Origin of the sequence: Chryseobacterium sp. CCNWLW53 (genome assembly GCF_037083525.1) — a bacterium.
Lineage (GTDB): Bacteria > Bacteroidota > Bacteroidia > Flavobacteriales > Weeksellaceae > Chryseobacterium > Chryseobacterium lathyri.
This window is the reverse complement of the sequence record NZ_JBAOJR010000004.1, coordinates 525029-547014: the sequence shown is the minus strand read 5'-3', so window position 1 is coordinate 547014 and position 21986 is coordinate 525029. Positions and strand designations below refer to the sequence as shown.

Below are 21986 nucleotides of genomic sequence, written 5' to 3'. Positions count from 1 at the left end.
TGTTTTCGCAATTAGTATTTAATCCTATAAAGAGTTGCAGATATTTCCGCTTAAAGTTGCTCCGGCATTTGCTGTCACATCAGATTTTACTGAAGATAGAGATAAAGTTGGAATTGTATAAGGAGGAGTAAAAGCTGTTCCGCTTCCTGCCGTATTTCCGGTAACATTCGTAAATGTGTTGTTGGAAGTAACGGTAACGGCCGTATATCCGCTCATTAAATTAATAGGCTCTTTTACATTTTCAAACACGTTTCCGTCTACACGAATATTCGCCTGAACGCCTGCAGCAATACATTTATTGCTCACAGAGCTGTTGAAATAGCTGTTAACGATATGGATTTTTCCAAATCTCACTCTCGGCATGCGCTCTCTGCAGCCCGGAGCCCACCAGCAGCGAACGAATGTTACATTCAGTTTTCCGGCGTCTGCTGTTGAAGTGTCACTTGAACCAATAAGATTTGAAAATCTGTGATCATCAGTTCCTCCAGAACCGCCGGCTTTTGGCGGCTTTAAATAGTGAAATTTTGTGTAGGAAACCGTGATAAAATCAGACTTGTTTTTAATGTCAAAATTTCCGTCAACGCCGTCTCTAAACTCACAGTGATCGATCCATACATTCCGGCAATCGTCTAAAATAGCATTATCCCAACCGTCTGTATCGTAAGCTCCCGGACCTTCGAAAATCAGATTTCGGATGACGATATTGTTACATCTTTTAATATTGATAATTCCCGAACCGTCTTTTGTCTGATCTGTTGAAACCAATTTAGCACCGCTCGTTCCGTAGATTGTTTTTCCGGTTTGATCCTGAAATGATAAACGGGCAGTAACCGTGATTGTTCCGGTTACTTTGATAACTTTTACAGCTGTGTTTTCGATAGCTGCTTTTAATTGGGCGTAGGTTGTAACCGTAGTTTCGGCTGCGGTTCCGCCACCGGTTGTTCCGCCGTTTTGGGAAGCCCATCCCGGAGCAAGACAATCAGCCAAAGGGACAATCGCGTTTGCCACAAGAATGCTTTTCGAGGCAAGCTCGTTTGGATTTTCCGTTAAATCTGTTTTGATGTCTTCCTGTCCGCAGCCTGTCAGGATAAAAGCCGAACTTAGGGCTGCTGTCAGGAAGATAACCTTAAATGTTGTTTTCATAGTAATTTGTTGTTATTTGATTGAAGTATAAAATTATATATTTAATGTTAATATGTTTTATATTTTAAAATATTAATATTTATATAATTATAATATTATTTATTTAGTTTGTTAAATCGATTGCATTTTATTAATTATTTAATTTTATTTTACATCAAAATTATAGATTTTACCTTTTTCAGTATTTAAATCAAAAACCTGCGTTTCTGGAACTGTAAAACCTTTCAATTCTGCTTTATCAGAAATCAAAGGAGCTTTAATTGAGTTGATCTGATAATATTCGTTCGGATTATTTCCTTTTGAAGGTTTCAGTTGAGTTTGGGTAGCCGAGGCTTCAGAAGCTACCAACACCACATCTTTAGCCGTTCTGATTCTGCAATTTCCTCCTAAAGCTGATTTAATGATTAATTTCGTCAGCTTTGAATTTTTCCATTCTATATCAACCTCAAATCCGCCACGTGCTTTCAGGCCTTTCACTGAACCATTTGGAAGAGCATCAGGAAGTGCCGGTAAAATGTATAGATAGCCGTCATAACTTTGTAGTAACATTTCTGCAATTCCCGATGTACAGCCAAAATTCCCATCAATCTGAAACGGTGGATGTGCGTCCAGAAGATTGGGATAAGTTCCACCTGACTGACCTTTTGTTTCCAACGGAGCAGGTGTTAATTGGTCTGAAATGAGTTTAAAAGCACGATTTCCATCCAATAACCTTGCCCACCAGTTTACTTTCCAGCCCATTGACCAGCCTGTTGATTTATCGCCTCTGTACATCATAGAATTTTTTGCAGCTTCCGTTAAATCAGGATTTCTGAAAGGTGAAATCTGCCCCGAAGGGAACAATCCGTACAAATGCGAAATATGTCTGTGTTTATCATCGGTTCGGTCCATATCCTTCAGCCATTCCTGCAACTGGGCGTGCTGCCCGATCTGCATAGGCGGAAGTTTATTTAACGCTGATTTTACTTCATCCGAAAGATTTTTATCTTCATTTAAAACTTTTGAAGCATTAATAAAATTATTAAAAACATCAAAAACCAACTGATTATCCATAGTCGTTCCCGCCGTAATTCCGACATCGTTTAAATATTTATTTTCGGGTGACATTGAAGGGGAAACCACCAGGTATTTTTTAGAAGAATCCTGTTGAAGAGCATCCAGATAAAATAGGGCACAACCTCTCAATACAGGATAATATTTCTTTAAAAATTCTTTGTCCCCCGTGTATAAATAATGATTCCAGAGATGCTGTGTGAGCCACGCACCGCCCATCGGCCATATTCCATAAAAACCACCGTCCACAATTCCGGTAATTCTCCACAAATCTGTGTTGTGATGCATATTCCAACCTCTTGCATGGTACATTTCTTTGGCAGATTCCTGTCCTGTCACCGATAAATCCTGAATCATATCAAACAAAGGTTCGTGCATTTCGCTCAAATTTGTGTTTTCGGCAGGCCAGTAATTCATTTCTGTATTGATGTTGACGGTGTATTTGCTGTCCCAGGCCGGATTCAACTGGTAATTCCAGATCCCCTGTAAGTTGGCGGGCTGAGTTCCCGGTTGTGAAGATGAAATCAAAAGATAACGACCAAACTGAAAATACAAAGCGATCAGATCAGGATCTTTAGAATGGGCGAATTCTTTAATTCTGATATCCGTTGTTTTTTTCGCCTGATCTGTTGTTCCTAAATTTAAATGTACACGGTTAAAATATTTCTGATATTTTTCGGTATGAGCTTTTAATTCCTCATTATATTTTTTGCTTAAAGCTTTGTTTAAATATTCAGAAACTCTCGCATCCGGATTTCCGGAAATATCATTGTATTTTTTGAAATTGGTAGCGATTGAAACATAGATAATCACTTCATCTGCTCCTGAAATGGTTAATTTATTTTGAGTTGAGGTCAATTTTCCACCTTTTAAAACAGGAACAGCTATCGTTTTGAAATTAACTTTTCCGGTTTTATTATCGGCCGAGCCGCTTGTCCCGGTGATCATCAGTTGATTTTTCTCCGTAAAAATTGATTTTTTTAAGTGTGGAGTAGTAGCATTAATTGAAAAATTTAAATTCCCTTTCTTACTGGAAGATAATTTAATCACAACCACATTATCAGCAAACGAAGTGAAAATTTCACGCTTAAAAGTCACAGCATTTACTTTGTAAGAAACAGTGCTTACTGCTTTTTCAATATCTAAAGCTCTTTCGTAGTTTTTAAAATTTTCATGACCTTTGAAATCTAAAAATAAATCACCCATCGTCTGATAAGGCATCCCGTAGTTCAGGTCTTTTGGCGCTGCTCGGGGATAAGTTGTATTAGAAAGTTTTTGAGCTTGTTCAAACTGACCTTCATTCAACAGTTTCCTGATTTTTTGAATACTTTCGAATGTGTTTTTCGGAACATTATTTCCCGGTTCACCCGCCCAGATTGTTTCTTCATTAAGTTGAAGATGTTCCTGTGAAACACCGCCAAAAACCATTGCACCGAGCTTTCCGTTTCCGATGGGAAGCGCTTCGTTCCAGTTTTCTGCAGGTTTGCTGTAGGTTAGTTTTAAATTCTGCTGTGCATGAATAGAAATGGAAATTACCGCTCCAAAAGCCAGTGAAAATATTTTATATTGAATGGTTTTCAGCATACTTTGAATTGTTAAATTTTTTATGATTACCACGAAATAAGGTATTAATTACTTATTACCTATCGTTTTCAGCCAGTCCGAGCATAATTTTTTCCAGTTATCAGTTAGCTCTGATCTATTTGTAATTCCAATTTTGTGTTCACCTTCAGGAAAGATAAACAATGCTCCTTTTACTTTATTTTTTGTCATTTCTTGATAATAAAGAATACTGTTCATCACAGGAACTGTTTTATCGTTTTGAGCATGAAATAAAACAGTAGGCGGAGTTTTTTCCGTTACCCGGTTCTGCATAGAGTATTCTTTGATCTTTTCCGGAGAAGCATTTTCACCAAGCAAACTATTGCGACTTCCAATATGGGCAAATTCTCCCAAATCAATAACGGGAGAAACAAGAATCGCAAAATCAGGAAGGGTAGGAATATTCTCCCAGTCGCCTTTTAATTCTGTATAATCTGTAGAGATATTACTTACCGTTGCAGCCAGGTGTCCGCCTGCAGAAGTTCCGATTACTCCAATCTGATCTGATGAAATGCCATATTGCACCGCATTTTTTCTGAGGTATTTTATAGCCGCCTGAACATCCTGTAATGGAGCAATTTCTTTTTGCTTTAAATCAGGAGAGGTTGGTAACCTGTAATTTAAAACAAATGCAGATATTCCCTGCGTGTTGAACCATTTGGCAATTTGATAGCCACCCAGATCATAGGTAAGTTTATAATATCCACCACCGGGAATGACAATGACAGCCATCTGTTTTCTTTCTTCTTTCGGAGGTAAAAAAGCAAAAAGTTCGGTTTCCTTTATTTGTACAATTCTTCCTTCTTTTTCTTCAGTTTTTAATTGCAATCCTTTGGAATTCGGCATTTGACCTTTTGGCCACAAAATGATTTTTTCCTGTGCAGATAATTGATTTATAAGGAAAAATGCTGTAATAAAAATTGCTTTTTTCATTGGTTTTTGATTAAAAAAAGTCTGTATTCTTCTGGTTAATTGCAATGGTGTAAAGTTTCATTAAATGATTCTTTTTTAAGGCGCAAGAAAATCATTTGCGATTAACTAACATTTTCATATTTAAGAATTAAGAAAATCTTCTCTGAACGGTGTAAAAGCATCAATCAGTTGTCCTTCTTCCAGACATTTTACCCCATGAAAAATATTGGGCTGAGCGAAAAAACCGTCACCTTGCTGTAAAATTTTCACTTCATCGTTAACAGTTACTTCAAATTTTCCCGATGCAACATAAGTGATCTGCGAATGAAAATGCTGGTGTAAGGCTCCAACCGCATCTTTTTCAAATTTTACAATCACCATCATTATCTGAGAATTGTACCCGACAAACTGACGGGAAACTCCGCCTCCTAAATCTTCCCATCCGGAATTACCGTTGAAAAATGGTTCTTTTTTGAAATTCATTTTTTATGTTTTGAATTATTTAATATATTTCTCCAACCCGATATTCAAGCTTTTCAAATCCTTCAAAGCCAGTTTTGCAACAGTTTCTGCGCCTAATTTTGACAAATGGGTGTCATCAGCTTTTCCTTTTGGATAATATGGATTTTCACCCTCTACAAAATGAAGATGCAGTTTTTTTGAATTTTCCGGACCGTACGCAATTTCCATTTGCTCGGTTAATAACTGCATATCAATGAACGGAACCTTCATATCATTGGCAACCATTCTTACCACTAACGGATATTCTTTGTGTGTATCAATCAAAACACCATTTTCTGTGAAATTTCTTCTGACAATGGAAGTCATCAGAATGGGGGTTGCGCCCTTGGCTCTGGTTTCATTAACGTATCTTTCTAAATTGGCCCTGTATTGAGTGTATGGATTGGTAAATTTAGTTGAATCCTTCAATTTCTGATCATTATGGCCAAACTGGATGATCACAAAATCTCCTTTTTTAAGCTGTTTCATCACTTTATCCCATCTTCCTTCTGTTCTGAAACTTTTTGAGCTTCTTCCGTTCATTGCATGATTCTGGACTTCAATTCCTGTCGTTAAAAATTGTGGCAAAACTTGTCCCCAACCGTGTTCAGGATTTTTATCAGGATTTTCCTTATTCGCCATCGTGGAATCGCCAATTAAAAATAGGGTTGGTTTTTGTTGAGCAAATGTTATTATTGATAGGAATAATAATAGTATGCTAAGTTTTTTATTCATCTTACAATTTATTTTTAATTAAACCTGAAAGATGCTTCGGCTCAGCTCGGCATCGCTACAAATGTGCTGTTAAATGAAGCAATTAGTATTAGAGTTGTCATGCTGAGCCTGTCGAAGCATCTTAGTGATTTATTTCATTATTTATTTGGATTCCAGTCACCCAGAATCTTTTCTAGTGTATAATTTTTCAAATCTTTTTTTGTCAATTGCTGCGACCAACTTACCCGTTTTGAAATATTTCCTCCTTCACCTTTACTCCCAAACTCTGCATAATAAGCTGTTTTTTCTTTATCAGGGAACATTTTATCGTCTTTCCAGGGATTCCAGCCTTCCGGAAGGATGTGTTTTCCCATTTCCGTATTGATAAAAACTGTTTTTGCATAAGGTCTCCAAGGTCTTCCCAGATATACTTTTTTGATACCTTCTTTGGCAATTAATTTACAGTCTAAAAAGACAAAGCCGTACTGTCTGTCGGCTTCCGTTGCGGCTGCGGTGATGTAAGAGTCGGCTAAACTTTTAATGGTACAGTTCTTAAAAACAACCGTTGCCTGTCCGAAGATAAGGTCAGTTGTTCCTTCGATATAACAGTTTTCAAAATATTGTCTGCTATGATTGGTAGCGGAATAAACCGTGTCCTGACAACCCAGAATTTTAGAGTTTTTAATCACAAAACGGTCACCTTCCACATGAAGAGAAACTGCCTGTCCTTCGTTGCAAGAACTGTTTTGAATCGTTAAATTACTGATTTTAATATCATCACCCATAACCAATAAAGTGTAGGAATTGAAGGTTGTTTTTTTTTCATTAAATGAATCCAATTTTCCTGAAAAATCACTGTTGGTGATTATAGTATTGTCTTTATCTTCGCCTTCTAAAGTGATTTTATGTTTTGAAGAAGGGATAGTAATTTTTTCATTATAAGTTCCGGATTTAATGAAAATCAATGCTTCCGCAGGTCCTAAATCTCTTACTGAATTTATTGCTTTCTGAATCGATGTAAAATCACCGCTACCGTCTTTAGCTACAGTGATTTTAATGTACGGATCATTTTCTGCTAAGAGAAATTGAGTCATTGAAATGAACAGAATTAAAAATAATTTTTTCATAAAACTTTACTTAAGTTGGTCTTAGCCTTAATCTCAAACTTAACCTTTATCCTATTTCAAAACTTTATTTAAAAAGGCAACAGTATAATTCAATGTTTCCGTAAACCAGGGTTCTGCACTCCAAAATGAATGCGGAGAATTTTTAATTTCGTGAAACCCAGTCGGAATATTATAGCTTTTCAATTTCTTCATCATATCGTCTCTTCCGGCATGAAAACGAGGTTGAGAACTATTAATGAAAAGAGTAGGAGGTGTATTTTTGTTAATATATTCTAAGGGTGAAGCTTCGGTCCAGTTTTTTAAATTGGCACTCCTGTCACCGCCCAACCAATACGAAGCATATGTACTTTCTTCAGCTTCGGGATGAATAAATGAAACAATTCCATCAATATTGATGATTGCCTTAATTTTATTCTTTGATCGTACACCAACCAAAGTTGCAATTTGTGCCCCGGCTGATTCTCCCAACACTGCTATTTTATTTTGATCTAAAGAATATTTTTTTCTGTTTTTCTTTAACCAATGAATGGCCTCCTCAATATCTTCAACTCCGCCGGGATATTTTGCAACATCGGCCAACCGATAACCGACCGCAATTGCAACATAACCTTTTACAGCCAGTTCCATTGCCATGAATTTTTCATTTTCCTTACTTCCCGAAATCCATCCACCACCATGAACCATTGCGATTCCGGGGTGTTTTTTAGATTTATCGACAGGATAATAAATGTCTGCTTTTAATGAAAGTCCATTAATATTGGCATATTCTACATCTTTATCAATCCCTATATTTTTCGGAACCGGCCGATCTATCGGAGTGATAAAAGTGTATTTTTTCTTTAGTTTTTCATAGGTAGTTTCATTGGTGTAAGGAGTTGCATTCGGCCGTTGAATCTGGCCGAATGCTAATGTTCCTCCCATTAAAAAAATAGAAATATAAGTATGTTTTTTGTTAAAAATCATGTTGTCAAATTTTAAATTTTTGAACCACTGAGATTATTAGAGAAGTTGCATTTAATAAGAGAAGCATTCTGATTTTTTAGATGTATTCTCAAGGCATTGCTCAACTGATATCTTAAAAACTTCATTGAACTTAATGGTTTAAATTACTATTGATACATTATTTAACCGCATTTTTAGCTACTCCCGTTGCAATAGAAATTGCAGCTTTATCATTTGCAACTTCTTTGGGTAAGAAGATTGCCCCTGATTTATTTCCTAAAACCTTAACCAACGGTTTATTTTGAGACTCAAATTTTACCGTCGAAAGGTTGATGTTTTTGCTGTTGTAGACTGTTGCTCCTGTTCCTTCAGAATATTTCAGCTTCACATTTTTTAATTGAATTCCGTCTGCATCTACGATGGTAAGAGCCTTTTTCGTGTCAAACTGAGAATCTTCGATCACAATATTTTTAAGATTCATTTCAGCTAAACCGAATAATGTAATCGCTTCGTAAGAATTAACTGCATTGATGTTTTTAAAGAAAATATTTCTAAAAATCGGAGTTTCCTCTGTTACGGGATAAACTTTTTCCGGTGCTTTGTTTTCTTCTTTTTTTTGCCCGTCTTCCAAAACCGGTGAAGCTCCTTCATAGAACATATTGAAGCCAATTACCTGAGTTGGAATATTAATCATATCGATATTTTTGATGTAAATATTTTCAACGATTCCACCTCTTCCCCGTGTTGTTTTGAAACGAAGACCAATATCTGTTCCGATGAAAGTACAGTCGGAAACGTGAATATTTCTAGCTCCTCCGGACATCTCACTTCCAACGACGAAACCTCCGTGACCGTGATAAACGACATTGTTTTTAATGATAACATTTTCAGTTGGCATTGCTCTTTTTCTTCCGTCTTCATTTTTCCCTGATTTGATGCAAATTGCGTCGTCACCAACGTCAAAGGTATTATCATAGATTAAAACATTTTTACAGGATTCCAAATCTACACCATCGCCGTTTTGTGAAAACCAAGGATTTCTAACGGTAAGATTTCTTAAAATGACATTCGAACACATCAACGGATGAAGGTTCCATGCGGGCGAATTCTGGAAGGTCGGTCCGTCCAGCAAAACCTTATCACAACCCACCAAACTTACCATTACGGGACGAAGAAAATCTTTAACCGATTTTAGCTCTTCCTTAGAAATTTTATCAGGAACGTTGAAGCTCGAACTGCTTTCAAATCCTTTTTTATAACTTTCCGATGGATACCAGGTTTTACCGTCTGAAGATAGAATTCCTCCGGATTTTACAATTTCTTTCCATTCAGATTCTGATACTTTTCCTTTTTTAATGGCTCTCCAGGCATCACCGCTTCCGTCAATTACGCCTTTTCCCGTGATGGCAATGTTGGCTGCATTTCTTGCTGAAATGGGGGACTGGCAGCGGATTGTATTTAATCCTTCAAAACTTACATCAACTAAAGGATAATCGTTTTTGTCTTTGCTAAATATGATGAATGCTCCTTCTTCTACGTGAAGATTGATGTTGCTTTTCAATTCAATTGGTCCTGTTAACCACATTCCGCGGGGAACAACCAATTTTCCGCCGCCTTTTTTAGAAAGATCATCGATTGCTTTTTTGAAAGCTTCTGTATTTTTTATATTTCCGCCTGCAACTCCGCCAAATTGTGTAATGGAAACTGTGTTTGCAGGAAAAGAGGTTTCCACAACCTGAGGCATCTTAAACTCAAGATTCTTGTAAATATCCAGATTCTGAGCATAGATTTGTCCTGAAAACATCATTGCTGCTGCTAAACCGATAACTTTGAGAGACTGCTTCATTTTATTTTTTTTGAGTTTTATTTTTTTGTTATTGTTTTTTCAAAATCTATGTTTATTTTTTCTCCCACAGATGATACAGGTTTTTACGGATCATTGCGCAAATTTTTTAAACTTATAAGTAAAAATATTACATCAACATCTGTGAAAATCTATGGAGAAGACTATTAATTTTTAGTAATTCTAAACCAATCAAAATCCGCATATCCCCCGCGAGGAGCTTTTGCTGTACTTATGCTATACAAACCGACTTTAGCACCAATCCATTTTCCGGGTTTTGCCTGAAAAACGTCACCTACTTTGGTAAAATTTTTTCCATTTTCGCTGTAACTGAACTGGCACAAACCGTTAGGTTCGTTGACATTTACTTTTAAATAGGCCTCGTTTCCTTTTAATTTTGTTTCAAATAAAACCTTTTCTTCGCCGCCTTTATCTGCCTTTTCGGCTCTTCTTAACTGTAAATAAAACCCGTCCTGTTTATTGGTAATTACGATTGATTCGTGATCTAATCCCATCACTAAGAGTCCTGCAGTTTTTCCTTCTTTAGCATCTTCCGGAGTTAATTTAACTTTCGTGGAAGCAGCAAAATTAGGTGCCGGGAATTTTTGGGTTAATAAATTCGGGATGTTCCACAAGTTTTTTTCGCCCTCAGGAAGCTTCATTGAAAATAATCTTAAAAATTTCTGTCCGGGAAGTTTGGATGACCAAACAATATTTTCATTCGCGCTCCATTGCCATTGTAATCCTAATTTATCTCCATCAAACTCATCTGTTTCAGGAGGCGTAACGACAGGGTAGGATTGACCGACGTTTGGTTTTTTATAGGTTAAAACCGGTTCCCCGATTCCGTTTTTATTATGGTCAGTTCCAATAACCGGCCAGTCTTTTTCCCATTTCATGGGTTGAAGATGAACGATTCTTCCACCTGCATCAACGTCCTGAAAGTGGTAAAACCAATCTTCACCCGAGGACGTATCAACCCAGGCTCCCTGGTGAGGCCCGTTGATTTTTGTGGAACCTTGTTCCAGAACAACTTTTTCTTCGTAAGGACCGTAAATATTTTTTGATCTTAAGACCAATTGCCAGCCTGTAGCCACTCCGCCTGCGGGAGCAAAAATGTAGTAATAGCCATTTCTTTTATACATTTTCGGGCCTTCAACTGTCGGATGTGCATCGTGACCATCAAAAACATGAACACCTTTATCCAAAACTTTTGTTCCTTCAGGATTCATTTTATTAATTGAAAGTAAACTTTTCACACCTGCGCGGCTCCCTGCCCAACCGTGAACTAAATATGCATTTCCGTCTTCATCCCAAAACGGACAGGAATCAATCAAGCCTTTTCCTTCCATCACCAAAACGGGGTTTTCCCAGGCTCCCAACGGATCTTTGGTTTTCACCATATAAATTCCGAAATCAGGATCACCCCAATAAATGTAAAATTCTCCTTTGTGAAATCTGATGCTTGGCGCCCAAACTCCGTCCCCTCTTTTTGGCGTGGAAAAATGTCCGGCTGGTAAAATATCCTGAATGGCATAATTCACTAATTTCCAGTTGACCATATCTTTTGAATGCAGAATAGGCAATCCCGGAGCTTCATTAAAGCTTGAAGCCGTCATGTAATAATCTTCACCAACACGAATCGCATCGGGATCGGAATAATCTGCATACAAAATTGGGTTTTTGTAATTTTTGCCCTGATCAGCTGTCCAGACCTCGGAAACATAGTTTTTTTCCTGTGCGTTGAGATAGGTTGACGCAACTGAAAGTATTGTGATTGTTGCTATATTTAAAATGCTTTTTGTCCTCATAAAATCAGATTCATTGTTTAGGCAATAGGAATTGGGTTGCAGGTTTTAGTTTTATTTTTCAAATTCTAAACTAGCCAGGATAAACGGTCCTGTTCCTTTTGCATCGTTTGAACGAACTTCTTCATTGATATAGTATTCATACGACCCGTCTCTGTAAGGTTTTCCACCTAAACCGGCTACTGCGCAACATTTATTTAAATTTACCACTCCATTTTCATCAACTGTAATTAAATTTTTGATGATTCCATCGTACCCCTTTTTAGCATAAGTTTTATGGGATTTTGGAAGATAACCGTTATTGACCGATTTAATAATTGTGTAAACAAACATTGCTGAAGCCGTAGCCTCTGTATAATTCCCTTTTTCTCCTGCTTTATCCAAAACCTGATACCAAAGTCCGCTGTCTTTATCCTGAACTTTGATGATGGCATCGGTGTAGGATTTTATATAAGAAATTAATCTTGCTCTTCCGGGATGGTCTTCAGGTAAATAATCCAGGACATCTACCATTGCCATTCCGTACCAGCCCATCGCTCTTCCCCAGAAATTGGGTGAAAGTCCTGTTTCTTTGTTTGCCCAGGCTTGTTCTTTGCTTTCATCCCATGCGTGATAAAGCAATCCTGTTTTTTTGTCTAAAAGATTCTTTTGAACTGAATCAAACTGAAAAACAATATCATCATATGCTTTGGTTGCTTCTGCACCTTTTACAAAATTTTTCGTATAGTGTGTGTAGAAGGGCATTCCCATGTACAGACCATCCAGCCACACCTGGTACGGATATATTTTTTTATGCCAGAAAGATCCTTCTTTGGTTCTTGGCTGCCCGTCAATTTGGGAACGAAGGGTTTGAAGGGCTTTCAGGTATTTTTCTTTTTTCTCTTTCTCGTAAAGATATAGAAGCACATTTCCGCTGTTCAGCATGTCGATATTGTACTTTTCAAGATCGTAGGTAAGAATTGTACCGTCTTCTTTGATCAGTTTTTCTCCGAATTCGCTGATGTAATTGTAATATTCTTTTTTACCGGTTTTCGCGTAGAGCTGTTCAGCGGCATCCAGAACAATCGCTGATGGATAGGTCCATTTCGGGCTTTTACTGAAATCGAGCATCCAGGATTCCGGAAAACGCTGCATTTCGGAAAGCAACATTCTTTCAGACCATTTCAGGTTTGTAGGAACTATTTTCCCTGCTTTTGAAGCTTCTGTTGAAGATTTTGAAGCGGTTACGGATTTTGTTTGGGCGCAAGCCAAAAATATTCCTGAACCTAAAGCAACAAATGCCAATAATCTTATATTATGGTTAATGAAATTCATTATTTTAAACTTTAAAGTTGATTGGTTTTATCTAAAATATCCAGTTTCTTATCTAAATCCTGATAAAATGCTTCTTCTGTTGCTAAGCCGTTTGGTTCCAGAGACCAGGCTCCCAAAAAGTAATAAGAAACATTCTTCACTTTCTTGAAAATAACGGTATGAGTGGATTTTGTCTTAACATATTTATCAAAACTCTCGAGAGGGTAGAAGACAGCCATTCCCAGATTATCGTCTTTTTTTGTCTCCGTTTGATTGCCGTAAGTGGCAATATAAGCCCATTTTTTATTTTTACTGATTCCTTGTTTTAACGGAATATTTTTAATGGCAACAATTCCGGTACATAACCCTGAAATAGTGTTGCTTAAGTTTAAATCTACTTTTACAAAACGATCTTTATTAAAAATCGTCAGTTTTGACTGTAAATCTATGGCATCACCCCAGGTTTTCCAGCCCTTATAATCGATGGCTGCATAAGATTGATCTTTTTCATTAATTACTTTTACGGCTGTATTTTTTACAACTTTAAAGGTTTCAATAAAGTCATTCTGCTCGTCATATCTTCCGTAAGAACCGATGCCAATGGTACGGCCGGATTTCAAAATATCCTGTCCCCAGGGTGCATCGTGATGATAGGATTCAAAACCGTCTTGTCCGACTTCAGGCAAGGCCAAGGTGTTTACTTTTTTACCGAAAATATCAGTTGCATTCCTCCAGTCTAAATATAGTCTGTAGCCAATCTGGTTGTTTTCCAGACCGATACCTTCATATCTGATATAATAAGAATGGTCGGTATGTTCGGCAGGAAGCACAAGCTGGTTGATGTTTTTAAAAGTTCCTCCAATGTACTGATTGCCTTCCCATTTCCCGCCTTCTTTTACGGAAAGCTCTGCATATGAAAAGGGAGCTTTTGGATTTTCCTTAATTTTTTCAATCACAGAAGTTTGAGCCACAGAAAATGTTGAACTCAAAAATGCTCCTGCAATGACTATTCTAAACAAACTGAATTTCATAATATTTTTTTATTAGATAACTGGTTTTTAACTAAAAGTCTTCATGGTTATTAGTGTTGTCTTTCGGTTATTTTTCTAACCAGATCGTTAAAATATACTTCGATATTATCGTAATTTTTATCTAAATCCCGTCCGTTGGAATTGGCAACTTTAGGATTTAATTTATTTTTAATTTCCCACTCATCAGGCATTCCGTCGCTGTCTGAATCGGGGAGAGGTTTTCCTGGATTTAAATTGGGGAATCCACCTACATCATTTTGAGAATCAATGATTCCGTTGGCACTTCCTTTTGAACCTTTGTAGGTGAAGCTTCCATTTTTCACATCTTTTAAAACGTGCAGATCAATTGCATCTCTCACCAGGCTTGCCCCTCCGATCTGTAAAATTTTCTCATACGCTTCTTTCGCAGAATGAGTTTTCACATTGTCCTGAATCTCATGCGGCTGATTGATTTTAATGGAATTTTTATCTTTATCCGTCAAATTATATGCTTTCATCTGATCAAAAACGCCTGTCGTCCAGTTATCCGTTGTGATTTCCGGACTTCCCTCCACAACATTTCCGGTGATGCAATATTTCCCCCAGATGTTATACACTTCAGCTTCTGGTTTTCCGTTTTTATCAATGGCTGCAATCCGTTGTTTTGTCGTGGTTGCAGGGCCGGGTTTGTAATAATTATTAACGAGATTCACATTCATTCCTTCACCTCCGTACACATTATTGTGTCCCCAATTGTAGATCACATTATTCCTGAAATCGGTAAGATCGGTTAATGCAAACTTACTTCCCGCGTATTCCCCTAATCTGGGATTTCTGCTATCGTGATGGGCATATAGATTATGATGAAAGGTTGCAAATTTTCCGCCTGCGATTCCTCCATATCCGTGAGCACCCTTTTCGTGGACAGAATTTCTCAAACTTTCAGAAATCACGCACCATTGAAGTGTAGTGTTTTCGTTGACATAAATGGAAACCGTCTCGTCCGTAGACCAGCTCATCGAGCAATGATCGACCATCAGATTTTTGATGAATCTTGCGCCAAAAGCGTCACCCTGATATTTTTTCTGATCGCCCATCCTGAATCTCATGTAGCGGATAATTACGTTATTTGCTGCAACAAAAGTTTCGTAGTTGGCAATGGTAATTCCGTCTCCGGGAGCTGTCTGTCCGGCAATGGTGACATCACCTTCTTTTATCTTCAACGGTGATTCCAAGTAAATTGTTCCGCCTGTTTTAAAAATAATATACCTCGGACCTTTTTGGTCTAAAGCGTGCCTTAAAGTACCTTCCGAACCATCATCGTTTAATTTGGTCACGAAATAAATTTTTCCGCCGCGTCCGCCGGTTGTATATCTTCCGAAACCTTCTGCACCGGGGAAGCTTAGGACGTTTTGAGCTTCAACAAAAGTCAAACTTCCGCATACAATTCCTATCGTCATTATTTTGGTGAAGTGTTTTTTCATGATTGAAAATTCTTTGGTGTTTTTGATGTTCGGGTTGAAATTATTTTAAACTTGTTTTAACGTTCCAAAGGTCTTTTCCTTTGAGAATATTGTCAGTTGTATATTTTTTTCTTTCATGTTTTGTTAATTGATGTGACCACGAAACTCTTTTTCCAGCATTGGCGCCGGTTCCTTTTGAATTAAATTCTGCATAGAACGTTGTCTTTTCCGCATTGGGTTTGTTCCAATTATGCCATCCTTCCTGTTTTATGGTGGAATTCATTTCACAATCGATGTAAACTGTTTTGGCAAAAGGTCTCCAGGGTCTTCCTAGATAGACTGAATGTTCTTTCGCGTTTCCGATGATTTTAGATTGAATAAAAACAAATCCGAACTCACTTTCCTGTGGAGTGGAGGCGGCTGTGACGTAGCTTGCTGTTTCTTTAGAATAGATCGTGCAGTTTTCAAAAACGGCGGTTCCTGCTCCGAAAATATAGTCGGTTGTCCCTTCGATGTAGCAGTTCTTAAAGTAATTTCTTGAAGGTTTTGTCTTATCTGTTAAATCCTGAACTCCTTTTAAATATAAAGTATCCTGATTTCCTAAAAACCTGCAGTTTTCAAAGGCAATTCTGTCCCCTGAAGTTAAAACAGCAACGGCTTGCCCAACTTTTCCTGAGCTGTTTTCAAACGAAATATTTTTTGCTGTAAAGTTATTTGAATAAATAAAAATTGTTGAAGAACCTGTTGTTCCGATATCTTTTCCTTCCGGATTCTTTTTCGAAGCAAAATCATCGTAAGTGATGATGGTATTTTCGGGATTTTCACCTTCCAGTAATATCGTCCCTTTCGATTCGGGAACGGTAATTTTTTCTTTGTAAATTCCGGCTTTAATTAAAATTTTTGTTCTTGTCTCAGAACTATTTTCGACGGCATCGATGGCTTGTTGTACTGTAGTAAAATTGCCTTTTCCGTCTTTTGAAACTACGATAATTTTATCATTGGTTTTAAAAGAAAGAAGACATACCAATATGATTGAAAATATTGAAAATGTTTTAAAATTTTTAATTAAAGAAGAAGTTTTCATTAAATAAATTTTGAGTTAAATACAGACTTCTCTTTATGGGAAGAAGCCTGTATTCTTTGATATGAATATGAAACTTTTTATCTAATAACCGTAATCTTGTGTAAGATTGTAATTCGATTGAATAATGTCACTATAAATAGGTAACAATTCTTTTTTATTGGGTTGGAAATATTGTGCAAAACCTTTTACCGGATCAATGATGTATGTTGGCAAAACAGCTGCTCTCCACGCAATTTTGGTATAACCTGCCGGCGTTGCATCCTGAGAAGGCATGTAAAATACCTGAGATTTGTCGCCGCCGGTGAAGAAAATGTCGATATCATTAACATTTTGCTGTGCAGATTTTGTAGGATCGTAAACCGATTTTTTATAATAAAGATTTAGCGGTACGTTTGCGTATGGTCCGGTTCCGTTTGCAAAAGCTGTCAGCTTCTGTCTTGTTTCCGTAATTTTAGCATCTAGTAGATTCCAACGGATAAGATCATATTTCCTGATTCCTTCTGAACCCAGCTCCAATAATCTTTCTTGAACAATATAATTGAAGAATCCCACTTTGTCTGTAGGAATTGTTCCAACCTGGCCCAGATTTCCGGCGTAAGCCCTGTTTCTCACAAGTTTTACCGCATTAATGGCTTCCTGGGAAGGAGCACTATGAAGTTCGTTATCTGCTTCTGCGAACATTAGCAAAACATCTGAAAAACGTAATAAAGGCCAGTCAACCGCAAGGTTTTGAGAAGGTCCCGTAATGTTCGTCCATGATTTTCTGTATTTTGAATCTGTGAAAGAAATAGCAGTCACTATTTCCGCCTGATTGGAATTATTAACTTTAAAAATTCCTACATTCATATCTCTTCTTAAATCATATTTAGTAAACTCGTAGAAATAAACGGGAAGTGCGTTGATACCGCCTCCTCCTTTCCAGTTGGAATTATCGTCATGCTTTAAGCCGTTGTAATAACCGATCTTACTGTCTGTCCTTGCATTACCACCGAAAGCTCCCACACAGAAAATAATTTCGTTGGTAGCATCCTGTGTATTGGTATGCAAAGCTCTGAAAACTGCTTCGTAGCTTGGATTTAAGCTGTGTTCTCCCGCATGATTCATGATGTCTTTACATTCATCATAAGCAATCTGATAATAGGCTTGAGGATTTGAACCCTGTGCCATCTGTTGTGGACTTCTTCTCAATGAATATCCCGCTCTTGCCAATGCTATTCTTGCTCTTAAACCTTTAATAAAACCTTTGGAAATTCTGGCATTTGTAGTGCTTCCTTCTGATCTCCAAGGAACTAAAGCAGAAGCCTGGGCCAGATCTGCAATGATTTTTTCATAAATAACATCTCTATCTGTCTTTGGAAGATAAAGATTGTCATAATCCACGGATGGCTTGTCCTGAAAAGGAACATCACCCCAGTTTCTTATTAATTCATAGTAAAACTGAGCTCTTAATGTTAAAGCTTCACCAAGGTAGCGATCCATCATTTTTTTGTCAGCATCGGAACCCGTCTGGTAAACAGGGGAGATCGGAATGTTTTTAATGCAAAGATTCGCTCTTTCGATTCCTGAGTATAGTTTCAAGAAAGGTTTGTTTAATTCTGTATTGGTAGGGCAGGCCCCGAAAGTTGAGATTCCTCTTCTGTCATTACAGTTGTAGTCCCCTGAAGTCCTGAAATCGTCACTGGAATGAGGATAAATTAAGGCTAATCTCTGTCCATACCCATCATCACCTGCCAACTGGTTATAAACACCCACCAAAGCGGTGAAAGTGTCTGAAGTACTATCGAATTGCTGTGCTTCCGCAACACTTGAAAAATTTTCAGGATCCAGATAATCGCTGCATGAATTTATTGTGGTAAGCGAAAGGATACAGCTTAATATAATTATTGTCTTTTTCACGTTTAAGTTTAATTAAAAGGTTATATCAATACCTGTTAAAATAAATCTGCTTCTAGGGTATGCAGCATAATCAACACCCGGAGTCAAAGGGTTTCTTCTCGTACTTGCTTCCGGATCGTAACCGTCGTAACCGGTGATGGTAAATAAGTTATTTACGGTTGCATATAACCTGAAATTCTTAATACCAAGCACTTCTAATGAATCTTTTGGAAGGCTGTAACCTATTGTAACATTATTTAATCTTAAGAAAGAACCATCTTCAATTGCATATGAATGCAGAATGTAGTTTCCTTGCGGAGGCGTCCACATGGTTGTATTGGCGTTCAATGCAGCAAGGGCGGCAGGATCTGTTACTTTTACGCCTTGGTCATTAAACCATCTCCATCTGTCTGCAACTTCTGCAGCCATGTTGTTGTCTCTGTATAAATATTGAGTGGTAAACTCGATTTTATTGGCATTATAAACCTTATTGCCTATAGAGAAATTGAAAAATAAGCTCATATCCCAGTTTCTGTATCTGAAAGTCTGGTTAAACCCTCCGTAGAACTTCGGCTGAGCACTCCCTAGTTCGGTTTGATCGGCTGTGGTGATCTGACCGTCGCCATTTAAATCTCTTAATTTAAGATCCCCCGGTTGGATTGGCTTTGAACCATTCGCGACAGCGCTTGCGTTGGGAACACCAGCCTTTAAAGTATAAGCCTGAGTTGTGGGGTTAAAATCAAAATCGCCGATTTCATATCTTCCCTCCGTTTCGTATCCGTAGTAAGTTCCTACCGGATTGCCGACTTTGGCGATGAAATCATATAGATTATTTACCCACCCCGAAGCTACAAGGTAATAATCGTTGCCTCCGGAAACACCTGCTCCTAAGCTTTTGATGATATTTTTGTTAGCTGATATGTTGAAATCTGTTTTCCATGTGAAGTTTTCTTTGTTGACGATAATACCTCCCAACGAAACTTCGATTCCTTTGTTCTGTGTTTTCCCTGAGTTTTGATACTGATATTCATATCCTGATGTCTGAGGAATTTTTGCCAGTATCAAAAGATCTTTTGTGTCAGTGATGTACGTATCCAAACTTCCGTATAATCTTCCGTTGAAGAATCCGAAATCCAATCCTAAGTTTTTAGAAACTGTAGCTTCCCAGGTTACATTTTTGTTGGCCAAAGTGTTTCCCGTAGTGGCTCCCGGCGTTACACCGCTTCCGAAGGTATATCCGTAATCTGTAGAAGTTGTAAAAAACGTATCATAGAGAAAAGCCGGAATTCTGTTGTTTCCTGCAAGGCCATATCCGAAACGTAATTTCAATTCATCCAGCCATTCTTTATTTTTAAGAAAATTTTCTTCTTTTATTTTCCATGCTACCGAAACTGCCGGGAAAGTTCCCCATTGGTTACTACCAGGTCTGAAAATACTTGAAGCATCCGCTCTTATGGAAGCTGTTAAAATGTATTTGTTGGCATAAATATAATTGGCTCTGCCAAATAATGAAAACAGCCTTTCTGGTGGTAATGCCGCCGTTCTGGGCGCATCCTGAATCATCCCTGATGGCGGAATTGCAGACTGAATATTGGCAAAAGCTTCATTTGGACTGATAGAAACGGGCAGCCATTTTGTGTAGATGTTTGAAGTTTCTCCGTCTGTCTGTACAGTTTCTTCACCAATCAATAAATCAAGTTTATGGTTCCCGAATTTCTTTGTATAGTTTAAAGTATTGGTATTGGTAATTCTTCTGGTCTGAGACCTTGTAAGCTGTACAATCGGCTGATTGTTGTTGGCCCTCGCGTCACTCGTCACGGTTCCCCAAAACTGATTTACAGCATTATCCCTTTGAACATAACCGACTACACTTCTGAAAGTTAAGTCTTTCGTAATATTATAATTCAAATATCCGTTTAATAATAAATCGTTGGTTCTGTTTTCTTTTACCTCGTTATCATTTAAAATAAGTGGGTTAACAAGATTGGTTAACGTTGAATAATTAGGGTCAAAGTCATCAATCGGTACATTGCTTCCCCCTTCAAAGGGCTGATATCTTACCGCATTTCTCAGTCGGTTTGTCCCCTGAGAACCTGACGCGGAAGTTCCCGCTCCGGAAATCAATTGGCGGCTGTATCTTGCATTGAATCCGGCTTTTAATTTTTTAGAAATGTCAAAATCATATTTAAAGTTGGCCATACTTCTTCTGAAACCTGAATTGAGCATAATTCCATCTTCTTCCACATGGTTTAAAGTCAATGAGAATGCAGACTTGTCTGAACCTCCCATTAAGCTTAAGTTATGTGTAAAGTTGAATGCTTCTTTTCCAAAAAGCTCATCCTGCCAATCTCTTTTCTTAATATTTCCATATTTTGTAGCCAATTCATCAAACGTACCATATCTCGTGCTGAATGTTGTCTGGTCAGCCAAATCTCCTCCTTTATTGTAAAGCTCATATTGATACATTACAAATTGGTAAGGATCAAGCACCGGAATAGTATTCATAATTTTACGAACACCTGTATAACCGTTGTAATTGATGGTCATTGCAGCTTTTTTACGGCCTCCTTTTGTTGTGATCAAAACAACTCCGTTGGCACCTCTCGATCCGTAGATGGAAGTAGAAGCGGCGTCTTTCAGAACTTCAATTGATTCAATTTCTTTGGGAGAAATGACAGTAAGTGCATTATCCATCTGGATTCCGTCCACGATATAGAGTGGGGCATTGCTCTGTGTAATCGATGTACCCCCTCTTACCTTAATTTCCACGTCAGCGCCGGGAGACCCTTCGCTTGCCATAATCTGTACCCCAGCAACTCTGCCTTGGATGGCCTCTGCAGCGCTGTTTACGGGCATATCTTTTACTTCGTCAGCCTTTACTGAGCCAACGGCATTGGTGACATCTTTTTTGGAAACCTTGGAATAGCCTACCAAAACCACTTCATCGATATTGGTTTCTTTATCCTTTTTCGTCTCCTTTTCTTGAGCCATTGTCAGGACAGGAAATAAAAAGAAAGTTAGATATAACCATTTTATTGATTGTACTTTTTTATCCATTTTGTATCCTTATAGTTTTAATTTTTGGTTGAAAGTTTTTTCAATCGTTTTTGTTTTGTGTGGATTTGTAAGTATTCTACTGATTTTAGTGGCAAATATTTTTCTGAAAGATTTACACATTTTAAAGTGCAATCGATTGCGTAAATTTTCATAATAAATATCTTGGCTTCTAAACTAATATTATTTTTCAATACGCAAAGAAAAAAATATTATTTTTTCATTAATTCGATTGTTGAATGAGGATCAAACTTACAGAGTAATTAATATTTTTAATTATGTAAAGTGTTGATAATTAATAATTTGTTGACTTAAAATTAGCTTAAATATGAAGTAAAAAAAATCAATTTTTCTTTATTCTTTATTAATTTAAAACTTAAAATTTGCTTAAAATCTGGCTGTTTTTATCCTTAAAAATTTCCCAAAAATGACAGTCAATATTAATTTTTTTATGTTTTTCCTGACTTTTGTCATCTTTTCAGATTAATATTTTAATTAGTTTTTATACTTGATACTAATTGCTCTTATTGTGTGAAATATGTATATTAGTTTTAATATATTG

15 protein-coding genes are annotated in these 21986 nt (G+C 37.4%); all 15 read right to left on the bottom strand.

Annotated elements, in window-relative coordinates; all coding sequences use genetic code 11:
- Positions 1-24 precede the first annotated feature (24 nt).
- The gene (locus V6R96_RS15540) at positions 25-1143 is read right to left on the bottom strand and encodes a pectate lyase-like adhesive domain-containing protein (protein WP_336379228.1); all 1119 of its coding nucleotides are present in this window, start codon (positions 1141-1143) and stop codon (positions 25-27) included.
- Between the two features lie 144 nt (positions 1144-1287).
- Positions 1288-3780: a glycoside hydrolase family 95 protein gene (locus V6R96_RS15535; RefSeq protein ID WP_336379229.1), complete on the bottom strand. Its 2493-nt coding sequence runs from the start codon at positions 3778-3780 to the stop codon at positions 1288-1290.
- Positions 3781-3828: 48 nt separating this feature from the next.
- A complete protein-coding gene (locus V6R96_RS15530) occupies positions 3829-4731 on the bottom strand; it encodes an alpha/beta hydrolase (RefSeq protein ID WP_336379230.1) in 903 nt (300 codons plus the stop codon).
- 120 nt (positions 4732-4851) lie between these two features.
- Positions 4852-5193 carry a cupin domain-containing protein gene (locus tag V6R96_RS15525; protein WP_336379231.1) on the bottom strand — a complete coding sequence of 114 codons (342 nt, stop codon included), beginning with the start codon at positions 5191-5193 and terminating at the stop codon, positions 4852-4854.
- Between the two features lie 15 nt (positions 5194-5208).
- Positions 5209-5946 (bottom strand): rhamnogalacturonan acetylesterase, encoded by a 738-nt coding sequence (locus V6R96_RS15520; protein WP_336379232.1) that lies wholly within the window; start codon positions 5944-5946, stop codon positions 5209-5211.
- Positions 5947-6083: 137 nt separating this feature from the next.
- Positions 6084-7052, bottom strand: coding sequence for a pectinesterase family protein (locus V6R96_RS15515; RefSeq protein ID WP_336379233.1), 969 nt, complete (start codon positions 7050-7052; stop codon positions 6084-6086).
- A gap of 51 nt (positions 7053-7103) precedes the next feature.
- A complete protein-coding gene (locus V6R96_RS15510) occupies positions 7104-8015 on the bottom strand; it encodes an alpha/beta hydrolase (RefSeq protein ID WP_336379234.1) in 912 nt (303 codons plus the stop codon).
- A 157-nt stretch (positions 8016-8172) separates the two neighbouring features.
- Positions 8173-9840, bottom strand: coding sequence for a glycoside hydrolase family 28 protein (locus tag V6R96_RS15505; RefSeq protein WP_336379235.1), 1668 nt, complete (start codon positions 9838-9840; stop codon positions 8173-8175).
- A gap of 164 nt (positions 9841-10004) precedes the next feature.
- Complete coding sequence (locus tag V6R96_RS15500) at positions 10005-11648, bottom strand: glycoside hydrolase 43 family protein (RefSeq protein ID WP_336379236.1); 1644 nt, start codon at positions 11646-11648, stop codon at positions 10005-10007.
- A 51-nt stretch (positions 11649-11699) separates the two neighbouring features.
- Positions 11700-12959: a glycoside hydrolase family 88 protein gene (locus V6R96_RS15495; protein WP_336379237.1), complete on the bottom strand. Its 1260-nt coding sequence runs from the start codon at positions 12957-12959 to the stop codon at positions 11700-11702.
- Positions 12960-12970: 11 nt separating this feature from the next.
- A complete protein-coding gene (locus V6R96_RS15490) occupies positions 12971-13969 on the bottom strand; it encodes a DUF4861 family protein (RefSeq protein ID WP_336379238.1) in 999 nt (332 codons plus the stop codon).
- A 50-nt stretch (positions 13970-14019) separates the two neighbouring features.
- The gene (locus V6R96_RS15485) at positions 14020-15432 is read right to left on the bottom strand and encodes a pectate lyase (RefSeq protein WP_336379239.1); all 1413 of its coding nucleotides are present in this window, start codon (positions 15430-15432) and stop codon (positions 14020-14022) included.
- A 40-nt stretch (positions 15433-15472) separates the two neighbouring features.
- Positions 15473-16495 (bottom strand): pectinesterase family protein, encoded by a 1023-nt coding sequence (locus tag V6R96_RS15480; protein ID WP_336379240.1) that lies wholly within the window; start codon positions 16493-16495, stop codon positions 15473-15475.
- An 81-nt stretch (positions 16496-16576) separates the two neighbouring features.
- On the bottom strand, positions 16577-18391 hold the full coding sequence (locus tag V6R96_RS15475; protein ID WP_111960245.1) for a RagB/SusD family nutrient uptake outer membrane protein: 1815 nt from the start codon (positions 18389-18391) through the stop codon (positions 16577-16579).
- A gap of 12 nt (positions 18392-18403) precedes the next feature.
- Positions 18404-21427: a TonB-dependent receptor gene (locus V6R96_RS15470; protein WP_336380198.1), complete on the bottom strand. Its 3024-nt coding sequence runs from the start codon at positions 21425-21427 to the stop codon at positions 18404-18406.
- Positions 21428-21986: the final 559 nt, after the last annotated feature.

What these genes read in the sequence shown, in the direction of transcription:
- V6R96_RS15540 (WP_336379228.1), bottom strand. Translation starts at nt 1,143, where the DNA reads ATGAAAACAACATTTAAGGTTATCTTCCTGACAGCAGCCCTAAGTTCG.
- V6R96_RS15535 (WP_336379229.1), bottom strand. Translation starts at nt 3,780, where the DNA reads ATGCTGAAAACCATTCAATATAAAATATTTTCACTGGCTTTTGGAGCG.
- V6R96_RS15530 (WP_336379230.1), bottom strand. Translation starts at nt 4,731, where the DNA reads ATGAAAAAAGCAATTTTTATTACAGCATTTTTCCTTATAAATCAATTA.
- V6R96_RS15525 (WP_336379231.1), bottom strand. Translation starts at nt 5,193, where the DNA reads ATGAATTTCAAAAAAGAACCATTTTTCAACGGTAATTCCGGATGGGAA.
- V6R96_RS15520 (WP_336379232.1), bottom strand. Translation starts at nt 5,946, where the DNA reads ATGAATAAAAAACTTAGCATACTATTATTATTCCTATCAATAATAACA.
- V6R96_RS15515 (WP_336379233.1), bottom strand. Translation starts at nt 7,052, where the DNA reads ATGAAAAAATTATTTTTAATTCTGTTCATTTCAATGACTCAATTTCTC.
- V6R96_RS15510 (WP_336379234.1), bottom strand. Translation starts at nt 8,015, where the DNA reads ATGATTTTTAACAAAAAACATACTTATATTTCTATTTTTTTAATGGGA.
- V6R96_RS15505 (WP_336379235.1), bottom strand. Translation starts at nt 9,840, where the DNA reads ATGAAGCAGTCTCTCAAAGTTATCGGTTTAGCAGCAGCAATGATGTTT.
- V6R96_RS15500 (WP_336379236.1), bottom strand. Translation starts at nt 11,648, where the DNA reads ATGAGGACAAAAAGCATTTTAAATATAGCAACAATCACAATACTTTCA.
- V6R96_RS15495 (WP_336379237.1), bottom strand. Translation starts at nt 12,959, where the DNA reads ATGAATTTCATTAACCATAATATAAGATTATTGGCATTTGTTGCTTTA.
- V6R96_RS15490 (WP_336379238.1), bottom strand. Translation starts at nt 13,969, where the DNA reads ATGAAATTCAGTTTGTTTAGAATAGTCATTGCAGGAGCATTTTTGAGT.
- V6R96_RS15485 (WP_336379239.1), bottom strand. Translation starts at nt 15,432, where the DNA reads ATGAAAAAACACTTCACCAAAATAATGACGATAGGAATTGTATGCGGA.
- V6R96_RS15480 (WP_336379240.1), bottom strand. Translation starts at nt 16,495, where the DNA reads ATGAAAACTTCTTCTTTAATTAAAAATTTTAAAACATTTTCAATATTT.
- V6R96_RS15470 (WP_336380198.1), bottom strand. Translation starts at nt 21,427, where the DNA reads ATGGATAAAAAAGTACAATCAATAAAATGGTTATATCTAACTTTCTTT.